General features: G+C 61.4%; 9 protein-coding genes and 1 pseudogene. 5 read left to right on the top strand and 5 right to left on the bottom strand.

Annotation, left to right across the window (positions count from 1 at the left end; translation table 11 throughout):
- The first annotated feature begins 127 nt into the window (after positions 1-127).
- Both EM858_RS03755 and uxuA read left to right on the top strand, forming a co-directional pair.
- The gene (locus tag EM858_RS03755; protein ID WP_127755854.1) at positions 128-1174 is read left to right on the top strand and encodes an L-idonate 5-dehydrogenase; all 1047 of its coding nucleotides are present in this window, start codon (positions 128-130) and stop codon (positions 1172-1174) included.
- A gap of 16 nt (positions 1175-1190) precedes the next feature.
- Positions 1191-2399 (top strand): mannonate dehydratase, encoded by a 1209-nt coding sequence (gene uxuA, locus EM858_RS03750; RefSeq protein WP_127755853.1) that lies wholly within the window; start codon positions 1191-1193, stop codon positions 2397-2399.
- A gap of 156 nt (positions 2400-2555) precedes the next feature.
- Here the strand turns inward: uxuA and EM858_RS03745 are convergent.
- Positions 2556-2906: pseudogene (locus tag EM858_RS03745) on the bottom strand (antibiotic resistance protein VanZ); the annotation flags it as partial.
- A 243-nt stretch (positions 2907-3149) separates the two neighbouring features.
- Here EM858_RS03745 and EM858_RS03740 point away from each other — a divergent pair.
- Both EM858_RS03740 and aztD read left to right on the top strand, forming a co-directional pair.
- Entirely contained in the window at positions 3150-4661 is a 1512-nt protein-coding gene (locus EM858_RS03740; protein ID WP_127755851.1) for an aldehyde dehydrogenase (NADP(+)), read from the top strand.
- Between the two features lie 278 nt (positions 4662-4939).
- Complete coding sequence (gene aztD, locus EM858_RS03735; protein WP_127755850.1) at positions 4940-6190, top strand: zinc metallochaperone AztD; 1251 nt, start codon at positions 4940-4942, stop codon at positions 6188-6190.
- A 69-nt stretch (positions 6191-6259) separates the two neighbouring features.
- Here the strand turns inward: aztD and EM858_RS03730 are convergent, their stop codons facing one another.
- Genes EM858_RS03730 through EM858_RS03715 form a run of 4 tightly spaced genes read right to left on the bottom strand, consistent with a single transcriptional unit; the run spans position 6260 to position 11126 of the window.
- Positions 6260-7258: a TRAP transporter substrate-binding protein gene (locus EM858_RS03730; protein ID WP_065117656.1), complete on the bottom strand. Its 999-nt coding sequence runs from the start codon at positions 7256-7258 to the stop codon at positions 6260-6262.
- 16 nt (positions 7259-7274) lie between these two features.
- Complete coding sequence (locus tag EM858_RS03725; RefSeq protein WP_127755849.1) at positions 7275-9107, bottom strand: TRAP transporter large permease subunit; 1833 nt, start codon at positions 9105-9107, stop codon at positions 7275-7277.
- A gap of 28 nt (positions 9108-9135) precedes the next feature.
- Positions 9136-10263, bottom strand: a complete 1128-nt coding sequence (locus tag EM858_RS03720; protein WP_065117654.1) for an LLM class flavin-dependent oxidoreductase — start codon at positions 10261-10263, stop codon at positions 9136-9138.
- Entirely contained in the window at positions 10260-11126 is an 867-nt protein-coding gene (locus EM858_RS03715) for an ABC transporter substrate-binding protein (RefSeq protein ID WP_127755848.1), read from the bottom strand. The genes EM858_RS03720 and EM858_RS03715 overlap by 4 nt, the downstream gene beginning before the upstream one ends.
- Before the next feature lie 211 nt (positions 11127-11337).
- On the opposite strand from EM858_RS03715, the gene EM858_RS03710 reads away from it, so the two are divergent.
- Positions 11338-11703 (top strand): metalloregulator ArsR/SmtB family transcription factor, encoded by a 366-nt coding sequence (locus EM858_RS03710; protein WP_065117652.1) that lies wholly within the window; start codon positions 11338-11340, stop codon positions 11701-11703.

The raw sequence follows: 11703 nt of genomic DNA, 5'->3' as shown, positions 1-11703 counted from the left end.
AAGGAACGATCTCCCCCCTTGAGGGGGAGATGTCCGGCAGGACAGAGGGGGGTGAGCCACACGCAGGATTGTCAAATGATTTTCAAACGTCGTGTCCAGTGCAACCACCTAAAGAAAGGGCATCGTCATGCAGACACGCGTGGCACGTCTACACGGCGTTAAGGACATCCGCGTCGAAACGCAGGAGCTTGTGGCTCCCGGCCCCGGCGAAGTGCTGCTCACCATGGCGGCAGGCGGCATCTGCGGCTCCGATCTGCATTATTATCAGGATGGCGGTTTCGGCCCGGTGCGGGTGCGCGAGCCGATCATCTGCGGTCATGAGGCATCCGGCCATATCGCGGCTTTGGGCGCTGGCGTCAGCGGGCTCGCCATCGGCCAGCTCGTCGCCGTCAATCCGTCCCAGCCCTGCGGCCATTGCCATTTCTGCCTGAAGGGTCAGCCGATCCACTGCCTCGGAATGCGCTTCATGGGCAGCGCCATGCGCTTGCCGCACGAACAGGGCATGTTCCGCGACCGGCTGGTGGTTACCGCCAAACAATGCGCGACATTTTCAGAGGATACATCACCCGCCGAAGCCGCCTGCACCGAGCCGCTTGCGGTCTGCCTGCATGCGGTGGCCCAGGCCGGCGACCTGAAAGGGGCAAACGTACTCGTGACGGGCGCAGGCCCCATCGGTCTATTGACCATCGCCGCCGCCCGCCATGCCGGTGCGGCCACCATTGTCGCCACCGACCTCACCGATGCAGCGCTGGAACGCGCACCCGCCATGGGTGCCGACCGCACGATCAATGTCGCGAAAGACGCCGAGGCGCTTTTGCCCTATCAGGACAATAAGGGTTATTTCGACGTCATTTTCGATTGCTCCGCAGCCGGTCCAGCACTTCGCACCGCCTTTGCCTGCGTTCGCCCGCGCGGCACCATCGTGCAGGTCGGCGTCACCGGCGACATCACCATTCCGCTCAATGCATTGGTGGGCAAGGAAATCCTCTGGCGCGGCTCGCAGCGTTTCCATGATGAATTCGCCATCGCCGCCGGGCTTATCTCCAAGCGCGGGATCGATGTGCGGCCGATCATTTCCCACAGCTTCCCGCTCGGCGAGGCGAAAGCGGCCTTTGAACAGGCCGGAGACCGCTCCGCCGCTTGCAAGGTGCAACTGACATTTTCAGCAGACTGATATTTGAGGATTTAAGATGAGACATACATGGCGCTGGTTCGGCCCGGTCGACAAGGTCACGGTTCAGGATGCGGCTCAGGCGGGCGCGGAAGGCATCGTCAGCGCGTTGCACCACATCGCCACCGGTGATGTCTGGCCGGTGGACGAAATCACCAAACGGCATGAAGCCATCAAGGCCGGTGGGCTTTATTGGGATGTGGTGGAAAGCGTGCCCGTCTCCGAAGACATCAAGACCCAGACCGGGGATTGGAAAAATCACATCGCCAACTGGCAGGAAACCCTGCGCCGCCTCTCCGCCTCCGGCATCCGCACCGTCTGCTATAATTTCATGCCGGTGCTGGACTGGACCCGCACTGATCTGCGCTGGGAAACCAGGCACGGCGCAAAGGCGATGCGCTTCGACCTTCCTGATTTCGCCGCCTTCGACATTCACATTCTGAAGCGCCCGGACGCCAGGGCCGACTATCCGGACTGGCTGCTGGAGGAAGCGGCAAAACGCTTCGCCGAAATGCCGGATGCAAAAATCACCGCGCTCGGGCGCAATATCGGCGCTGGCCTGCCCGGCTCGGCGGATGGTTATACACTCGCCCAGCTTCTCGAAAAGCTGCGCTCCTATCACGGCGTCGACCGTGAAAGGCTGCAGCAGAACCTGATCGACTTTCTCTCCGAGGTGACACCGGTCGCCGAGGAAGTGGGCATCAACATCTGCGCCCATGGTGATGATCCGCCTTGGCCGCTGCTCGGCCTGCCACGTATTCTGTCGACGGAGGCGGACTATGCCCACATGCTTTCAAAGGTCGACAGTCGCGCCAATGGCGTGACGCTCTGCACCGGATCGCTTGGCGCACGGGCGGATAACGACCTTCCCTTCATCGCCAGCCGTTTTGCCGATCGCATCCATTTCGTGCATCTGCGCAATGTGACGCGTGACACCGATACCGTGCCCTGCTCCTTCTTCGAGGATGAACATCTGGAAGGCGGCACCGACATGGTCGCCGTCATCGCCGCGCTGCTTACTGAAGAAGCCCGTCGTCGGGCGGAAGGCCGCGAAGACCACACCATTCCGATGCGGCCCGATCACGGTCAGGAAATCCTCGATGATCTGACGCGCGGTGCGCAGCCCGGTTATCCCGCCATCGGCCGGCTGAAGGGGCTGTCGGAGCTGCGCGGTATCGAGCGCACGTTATCGCATAGCCGTTTCGGGCTGACGAAGGGTGATCGCTGAGCGAAAGCGAGGCGCGTTTGATCGGCTTCCTATCCGTCATTCCGGCCTCGAGCCGGAATCCAGCCGGCGTGCGTCCGCGCGACGAAAAGACTCCTTTCAGCCCAAGGACTTGGGCTGGCTGGATTCCGGCTCAAGGCCGGAATGACGGATGAGAGAACCTGCGGTCAATCGCGCCTTGAACTGAAGCCAGGAAAAAGCCCCTAGCCCGCCGGCGATGACGCCGGCGGCTTTCACGGCGGCGTCCATCAGATGCGGATGGCGGGTGGGCGACAGGAATTGCAGCGCCTCGATGCCGAAAGCCGCCGCAATGCCTGCCACGATGATCGCCAGCCAGTAACGCGGATAGGCGAGCACGAAGGCGGCCGAGCAGAAGGCGAAGGCCGCGGCGCGGTCGATGCCCACCGTCGTCAGCGTTTGCGGACGAAAGCTGATCGGGCAGATTGTAACGATCACGATCAGCAGGAAAACCGACCAGGCGATATATTTCGGAAGTCTATTTGTCATCATGGCGTCACAATAGAGCGCCGTGCGCGTAAACGGAAGCGCGTCATTTTCACGTCCCGCCCAATTAATCACACTTTTTGGTCAAATAGTTGAGAAACCGCCTTTCGCTCAGGCCCCGCACGGGCTAAGGCAGAAGGCAACCGGGCGAGGATCGCGGCTGATGGCGTTTGTGCTGTCGCCTTTCGGTCCATGTCGCGGTGTCGGGTGGATTTTCCACGCAGGATCAGATTTTCAGGGAAGAGCACAATGAGTTTCAAGCCGCACGGCAAACATCTGGTTGCAGGAGAATGGGTCGCAACGGAAGCAAAATTCCGCAGCGAGCCTGCACATGGCGAGGCTTTCGATTTTTCGGTCGGCACGGTCGATCTGGTGAACAAGGCTGCGGAAGCTGCGGAAGAAGCCTTCTGGAGCTACGGCTACACCACCCGCGAAGAGCGCGCCGCATTCCTCGACACCATCGCCGATGAGATCGAAGCACGCGCCGACGCCATCACCGAAATCGGCTCGTCCGAGACCGGCCTGCCCGCAGGACGCCTGCAGGGCGAACGTGGCCGCACCGTTGGCCAGCTCCGCCTTTTCGCCTCGCATATCCGCAAGGGTGACTATCTCGACCGCCGCCACGACGAAGCGCTGCCGGATCGCCAGCCGCTGCCGCGCCCGGATATCCGCCTGATGCAGCGCCCGATCGGCCCCGTCGCCGTCTTCGGCGCGTCGAACTTCCCGCTCGCCTTCTCCACGGCCGGTGGTGACACCGCTGCTGCTTTGGCCGCCGGCTGCCCCGTCGTCGTCAAGGGCCATTCCGCCCATCCCGGCACCGGCGAAATCGTTGCGGAAGCAGTTCTCGCCGCCGTCAAGAAGCACAATCTGCATCCCGGCGTCTTCTCGCTGATCCAGGGCGGCCGCCGCGATGTCGGTTCCGCGCTCGTGCAGCATCCGCGCATCAAGGCGGTCGGTTTCACCGGTTCGCTTGCCGGCGGCCGCGCGCTGTTCGATCTCTGCGCCCAGCGCCCCGAGCCGATCCCCTTCTTCGGCGAACTCGGCTCCGTGAACCCGATGTTCCTGCTGCCGGAGGCCGTTTCCGCTCGCGGCGAGGCCATCGCCAAGGGCTGGGCCGGTTCGCTGACCATGGGTGCAGGCCAGTTCTGCACCAATCCCGGCATCGCCGTCATTCTCTCCGAGCAGGCGGATGCGGTTGCTGAAACCGCGCGAGCAGCGCTTTCCGAAGTCGGCCCGCAGGTCATGCTGACGGATGGTATCGCTTCTGCCTATCGTGACGGCCGCGACCGTATCGCCGCCGGCAACGGCGTGCGCGACGTGCTGACCACCACCTGCAACCTGCGCAATGCAACGCCTTATCTGTACCGGGTTTCCGGCAAGGACTGGGTTGCCAACCACGCTCTTGCCGAAGAAGTCTTCGGACCGCTCGGCCTCATCGTGACGGTCGATAGCCCGGAAGAAATGCTGGAAGTCGCAAAGAGCTTCGAAGGCCAGCTGACCGCAACGCTGCATCTGGATGCCGGCGACGCCGAGCTTGGCCGCAAGCTGCTGCCGATCCTTGAGCGCAAGGCCGGCCGCGTTCTCGCCAACGGTTTCCCGACCGGCGTGGAAGTCTCCGAAGCCATGGTGCATGGCGGCCCTTACCCGGCATCGACGAACTTCGGCGCAACCTCTGTTGGTACCATGTCGATCCGCCGCTTCATGCGTCCGGTTTCCTACCAGAACATCCCTTCGGATGTTCTGCCTGACGATATCCGCTAAAACTGACGGAGGCAGGCGCAGCGATGCGCCTGCCTTTTTTATTCGGCTTTATGCCCTTCGGGAAATACGGCCTGACGCTGAACCGTCGCCCGCCTCCCCTTCTCCCGCCTCACGGTCCCCATCCAGATTTTTCCGTACCAGGACGTCGGCATCGGTTGACATCGCCCCCGCACGTAATGCTAATACGCAATATCGTAACGTAATAACATTACAATCATCCATCAGAACCGATACCGGTTCTTATCCGCACGGGGATGATAACGTCTGGAAGGAACACCATGAGATTTTCCCTTCAACAGCACCTTGGCATGAGCGCGCTTGCCACGTGCCTTGCCCTCACCCTGCCGCTGGCCTCTGGCGTGGCGCAGGCGGAAGAAAGCGGCGACACCGTCAAGGAATGGCGCCTCTTCATTGCCGATCACACCCAGCCGGTGGTGCGCGCGATCAATTTCGAAACCGGCAAGGAACTCGGACGCTACGACCTCAAGGGCTATGCGGCGCTGACCGCCAGCGCCTCCGGCAAGACTGTTTTCGCCACACAGTCAGATTCGGATATCGTGCATGTGATCAAGACCGGCATCGTCTTTTCAGACCACGGTGAACATCGCGATCTGGATGTGGAGGATACGGCGCTGCTGCCCGTTACCTTCGAAGGCAAACGCCCGTTCCACGTCGTGCCCCACGATGACCATGCGATCCTGTTCTACGACCGTGGCGGCAAGGCGGAGATCATTGATGAGGCTGCCCTGCTGGACGGCAAGGCAAAGGTCCGCACTGTCGATACGACCGCCCCGCATCACGGCGTGGCGGTGACCATGGGCCGTTACGTTCTGGTATCCGTACCCAACACGCAGATCGAAACCAAACCCGACACGCTGCCGCCCCGCACCGGGTTGCGGGTTCTTGACAGGGAAGGCAAGCAGGTTGGTGAACAGGCGACATGCACAGATCTGCACGGCGAGGCGACATCCGCACGGCTTGCGGCCTTTGGCTGCAAGGAAGGCATTCTCGTTGCCCGGCCGGGCGGCCCGGATGGCCCGAAGCTCGAAATGCTGACCTATCCGGAAGATTTTCCGAAAGCCTATACCGGCACGCTGCTCGGCGGCAAATCCATGCAGTTTTTCCTTGGAAACTACGGTGAAGACAAGGTCGTCCTGATCGATCCTGACAGCAAGGACGCCTTCCGCCTGGTGGAACTGCCGACCCGGCGCGTCGATTTCATCCTCGACCCCGCCAATCCGCGCAATGCCTATATCCTGACGGAAGATGGCGACCTGCATGTGCTTGACGTGCTGGAAGGCGCCATCACCCGCAAGGCGAAGGTCACCGAACCCTACAGCAAGGATGGCCATTGGCGCGATCCGCGTCCGCGTCTCGCCGTTGCCGACGGGCAGGTCGCAATTTCCGACCCACGCCATTCGCTGGTGCGCGTGGTGGATGCGGAAAGCCTGAAGGAAACCCGCACGCTTGCGGTGGAAGGCCAACCTTACTCCATCGTTGCCGTTGGCGGCTCCGGCGCTTCGCACTGATATCGAACAAAAAAAAACCCGTGCGCCCGAAGGACGCACGGGATTTCCTGATTTTGATGGGCCGTATTATCAGGCCGACTGCACAGCCTGTATCTTCTCGATGCCGCCAACAATGCCGGAGAAATCCTGCCAGACGCCCTGCGCGCCCTTGCGCCATTCGTCCAGCGCTTCCGGCTGCAGCACCTTGCCGCCCTTGGAGAGCGCAAGCTCGACGGACTTTACTTCGTCCTCTACGATCAGCTGGTTGAAATACTGCGCGCCTTCGCTCGATGCCTCCAGGAGAACCTTCTTCTCTTCGTCGTCCAGCTGGTTCCAGAAGGTCGCACCGTAATAAACGACGCCTGAAGCCCAGATGTGGCCGGTTTCCGTCAGATAGGGCACGACCTCGTAAAGCTTGAAGCCGGCATAAGCGGACTTGGTGAGATCCATGGCATCAGCCACGCCGGTTGCCAGCGCATTATAGGTCTCGGTAATCGGAATACCGACCGGGGTGGTGCCGAAGGCGCTCCACAGCTTGGTGTGCAGCGGGCTCTGGATGACGCGGATCTTCTTGCCTTCCAGCTGCTCCGGCCGGGTTACCGGCTCCTTGGTCAGAAGATGGCGTGCACCGTAATTGATGAAATCGGCGGCGATGAATTGCTGGGCGGCGAGCTTCGTCTTCAGATCAGTGCCAGTCTCGCCCGTCACCACCTTGCGCACATGGTCGGCATCGCGGAACAGGAAAGGCAGATCGAGAATCTGCAGTTCCGGCACCCAGCCGGAGAGCGAGGAGACTGTCGAAAGGCTCGCCTGAACCGAGCCCAGGCGGATATTTTCCGCCACTTCCTTTTCACCGCCCAGCGCACCGCTCTTGACGATGTTGAAACGGAAACGGCCGGGCAGCTTTGCCTCCACCAGCTCGCTGATCTTCACCCAGATTTTCGTCTCCGGCTTGTCATCGGCAAACAGCGAGGCAACCGTGAGGCTGCGGGTTCTGGCATTTGCCGTACGCACGAAGGCAGGCGCGGCGAGCGTTGCGGCGCCGATGGCGGAGAGTTTGAGGAGATTGCGGCGATCGATAATAGTCATGATTGAAACCCCAAATTTAGAAGAAAATGGCCCAGGCGCACAAAATGGCGAGGGAAACGAGAAGCGAGACGAGATAGGGAACGACGGCCCGGAAAAGTGCTGTCGCCGGAATGCGGGTGACGCCGCTGACCACGAAGATCAGCATGCCGAGCGGCGGCGTCAGGCCATGGATCATCAGATTGACCACGAGAATGACGCCGAAATGGATGGGATCAATGCCGGCTGCCACGGCTGCGGGCAGCAGGATCGGCCCGAACAGCAGGATGGCAGCACCAATATCCAGCACCAGACCAACCACAAGCAGGATGAGGTTGGAGAGCAGGAGCACCGCAATCTTGCTGCCGCCCAGAAGCGTCACAAAATCTGTGACGAGGCCGGAGACATTGTCCACCGCCAACAGGAAGGCGAAAGGCCCCGCCGTGCCGATCAGAAGACCGATGGCCGCCGCCTCACCCGCCGACTGGCGGAAGGTCGCGAAAATGCGGCCCGCGCCCAGCCGGTAACCGAAACCGAGAAACAGCGTATAGAGGGCGGCAAGGGCCGCAGCTTCCGTGGTGGTGACAACGCCGATGCGGATGCCGACCACCACGATGACGCCAAGCCCGAAGGCGGGTATGGCGGCCACGGCCGAACGCCAGCGTTCGCTGCCTGTCGCGCGCGGCAGGGTATCGACGCTGCGCACGCTGAGATGGATCGCCACCGCAAGGCAGATTGCCATAAGCCCACCCGCGAAGAAGCCGCCAACCAGCAACGAGCCGACCGACAGGTTGGTGGCCGTTGCGAGGATGAGAAAGGCGATGGAAGGCGGAATGACATTGTCCAGCACCGAGGTAGCGGCAATGATCGCGCCCGCCTGCGCTGGCGGATAGCCGTGCTTCACCAGTTCCGGCTGGAAGGTGGAAGCGCCGAAGGCGGCATTGGCGACCGAGGAGCCGGATGCGCCGGAAAACAGCACGCTGGTCAGAAGCGTCGTCTGCGCCAGCCCTGCCCGCCGGTGGCCGACCATGGAGGCGGCAAAACGAACCAGCTGGTTGGCGACGCCCGATTCCGTCAGCAGGCTGCCGGCCAGCAGGAAGAAGGGAATGGCAAGCAGCAGGAATTTCGACATGCCCGTCACCGTCGAGGACACGATGGCCGGCTCCGGCAAGGTGCTGCCGAACGCGATCGCCACATAGGCGGCGGCAAGGAAGGCATGGGCAAGCGGTGCGGCCAGAACCAGCCCCACGGCCGCCGTCAGCGCCAGAAACAGGCTCGGCGGCAGGCTCGTATCGATAAACAGTTCCGGCAGTCCGACATAAGAAACGACCGCGATGGCGACGGAGAGCAGAACGGCAAGCGCCTTGCCTTCGCCGACCCGTTGAAGCGCCAGATACACAAAGATCAGCGCGCCGCCTGCACCGAGAAAACCGAAGCGCACCCATTCCGGCAGACCGAGCGTTGGCGATGTGCCACCCAGCATGGCCGCAATCTCCACCCCGCCGAAGGCGAGGATGAGGGCTGCGACGAAGGAAAAGGCATCGGCCAGAACTTCGGTTGCGGCATGAAAGCGTTCCGGCAGGAAGCGCACGAACACATCCAGCCGCATGGCCAGAGCGCTCTTGAGGCTGAGCGGCGCACCGACCGCGATCATCGCCACATTGAGCCAGATGCCCAGATCTTCCGCGCCGATGAAACCGGTATGGAACAGATATCGCAGGGCGACATTGACCAGCACCACCACAAGAAGCGTTGCAAGGATGGCGGCGGCAACCGCGCCCAGCGCCTTGTCCAGAACGGCAAGCGCCCGTTCGGCCACGCGTTGTGGACCGAAGCGCCGTTGCGCGATTGTTGTTGCCGGACTTGCCGTCATGTTGTTCTTTTCCACTCCCGCACCATGCTCAGGAGGCCTTGGCCGAGAGGTCGCGGTCGAACAGGGTCGACCAGGTGAATTGTTTCGCCGCTGACACTTCCCGCGATACATCGAGACGAGGCAGAACCTTTTCGCCGAAGCGGAAGGCTTCCTCCAGCAATGGCATGCCGGAGAGGATAAAGGTGTTCACGCCCGCCTTCTTATAGGCCTCCAGCGTGCGGATGACAGTATCCGGCGAACCGACAATCGCGGTTCCCGGGCCCGGACGGACAAGCCCGATGCCAGCCCAGAGATTGGGGGCGATTTCCAGATCGCGCAGGTTTTCCGGCTTCTGCCCGCCATGCATCGCCGTCATGCGCTGCTGGCCGACGGAATCGGTCTTGCCGACAAAACGCTGGTTGGCGGCAATCGCACGCTCATCCATGCGCCCGTAAAGGTCGGCCGCCGCGGCCCAGGCCTCTTCATCGGTATCACGCACGATGACATAGAGCCGAATGCCATATTCCAGTTCGCGGCCAAGCTGTTCTGCCCGCGCCTTGACGAGGTCGACCTTCGCGCCGATCTGATCGGGCGTTTCACCCCAGGAGAGGTAGGTCTCGACATGTTTGGCCGCAACGTCGATGGCCTTGTCCGAAGAACCGCCGAACCACAAGGGCGGCGGCTCGATGCCCTGCCCCACCGGCAGCGCGAGTTTAGCACCCTCGGTCTGGAAATGCCGCCCCTTGAAATCCACCGTCTCGCCGGCGAAAAGGCGGTGCCAGATCTGCAGATATTCATCCGCCATGTCGTAACGCTCATCATGCGGCATGGTCATGCCGTAAGCGCCGAGCATTTTCGCATCGCCAGAGACGACATTGATCAGCAGACGGCCGCGCGAAAACTCCTGGAGCGTTGCCGCCATCTTGGCAAGCAGCGTCGGCGCAATCAGGCCCGGATGGATGGCGACCAGCAGTTTAAGCCGCTCGGTATGGGAGAGCAGTGCGCCCGCCAGAACCCAGACATCATGCGCGCCAGTGGCAAACAGCGCGCCAGTATAACCCAGCTGATCGTAAGCCAGCGCCAGCTGCCTGTAATAACCGAGATCGACCTTGCGGGAGCCTTCCGGCTGCCAGGGATAGGCACCGTCGGGCGCGCACATGTACCAGAAAACATTCATCTGTCGCCTCCGACGCTGGCTGATTGCGGGGCCGGGCTTTGCCCGGTCTGAACCGGTAAAGAGAAATGGCCGTGCCTGTAAAGCGTATCGGCCTCCTCCTGCTGTTCGGCAAGGATATTTTCAGCGGCGGGCACCACGGAAAGATCGCGTGAGCGCAGCACCTTCGCCCAGGATGCCGCATCACCCTCACTGCCCGGTTCGGCGGCAAGCAGCGCCGCAGCCCTGTCGATATCCGCCATGACGGCGCGGCCGACGCGGTCCAGTTCAGCCGCAATCGCCTGTCTTGTCTCCTGCGCTATATTGTGACGCGCTAGCGTCCAGAACAGCGATCGGTTGGGAATGGTTGAACCGCAGCGGACCAGAAGGCTGATCTCCTCATGGGTCAGGGCCTTTTCCAGCCGTGGCGACATCGTTACCCAGGCATCGACACGGCCTTCCACGAGGTCGAGCAGGCTGTCGCTGTCACCGCTTTCAATCCGCGTCACATCCGAAAGACCAAGACCCGCCCCTTCCAGGCTGCGGGCCAGAAGATAGGTGTGAAACGATCCGTCGATCAGCGATATGCGCTTTCCCTTAAGCTCAGCGGCAGAACTGATCGGGCTGTCGCGCCGCACGAGGATTGCGCCATTGGCGGGCCTCGGCGCGGAAGCGGCGATATAGACCGCCGCAAGCCCGCGCGCATCCGCTTCAATGGGCGGCGTCGAGCCGGTGCCACCGAAATGGATGTCGCCCTTTTCCAGCAGAGCCGCCGTATCGCGTCCTTCGCGATAGGTCACGAATTCCGGATTAAATTGCTCGAAAGCGCCGGGCCAGAGCCGGGCGAGCCGTAAATGCAGATTGTTGGGATGGACCCCGATTTTCATGTCGACACCTCATTTCACAATCAATCTACTTTTTTATAGAGTGTTTTCGAGGAACGTTTTGGCGATCCTCAGCCGGAAAGCGAAAGAGAAATCTACTAATCCTGTAGATTTTAAAAATTCTGCAGCCGACTAAAAACGACCTGCATTAAGCCATTGAAATTTATCTGCATACAATTTACTTTTTTATAGTCTGAAACAGGGACCAGTAGTTGTGACGAAACCGGTTTCCAATCTCATCTGCCGCAGCGTGGTGGAAGCGAGCGAGCTTTTGAAGCTTGTCGCCAACGCCAACCGTCTGGCCATCGTCTGTTACCTCATGGAAACGGAAGCGTCCGTTTCCGCACTGGAATACGAACTTGGTATCCAGCAGCCAACGCTTTCGCAGCAGCTCGCCGAATTGCGCGATGCCGGTATCATTGAAGGCACACGGGAGGGCAAGGCGGTGATCTATCGTGTCACCGATCCGCGCATTATCCAGCTGGTTCTGACCCTGCGCGGTCTTTACAAGGACCTTTCCGATGTGACGGGCAAGAAAGGCCGTCGCGCCCTGCCGCTGGATGAGGCGATGTTCGACTGA

It is taken from the genome of Agrobacterium sp. CNPSo 2736, assembly GCF_004005385.1.
Lineage (GTDB): Bacteria > Pseudomonadota > Alphaproteobacteria > Rhizobiales > Rhizobiaceae > Agrobacterium > Agrobacterium leguminum.
Note: the sequence above shows the minus strand (reverse complement) of the source record. Positions and strands in the feature narration are given on the sequence as shown.

Coding starts and splice junctions, on each gene's coding strand:
- uxuA (WP_127755853.1), top strand. CDS start 1,191: ATGAGACATACATGGCGCTGGTTCGGCCCGGTCGACAAGGTCACGGTT.
- EM858_RS03730 (WP_065117656.1), bottom strand. CDS start 7,258: ATGACTATTATCGATCGCCGCAATCTCCTCAAACTCTCCGCCATCGGC.
- EM858_RS03720 (WP_065117654.1), bottom strand. CDS start 10,263: ATGAATGTTTTCTGGTACATGTGCGCGCCCGACGGTGCCTATCCCTGG.
- EM858_RS03740 (WP_127755851.1), top strand. CDS start 3,150: ATGAGTTTCAAGCCGCACGGCAAACATCTGGTTGCAGGAGAATGGGTC.
- aztD (WP_127755850.1), top strand. CDS start 4,940: ATGAGATTTTCCCTTCAACAGCACCTTGGCATGAGCGCGCTTGCCACG.
- EM858_RS03725 (WP_127755849.1), bottom strand. CDS start 9,107: ATGACGGCAAGTCCGGCAACAACAATCGCGCAACGGCGCTTCGGTCCA.
- EM858_RS03755 (WP_127755854.1), top strand. CDS start 128: ATGCAGACACGCGTGGCACGTCTACACGGCGTTAAGGACATCCGCGTC.
- EM858_RS03715 (WP_127755848.1), bottom strand. CDS start 11,126: ATGAAAATCGGGGTCCATCCCAACAATCTGCATTTACGGCTCGCCCGG.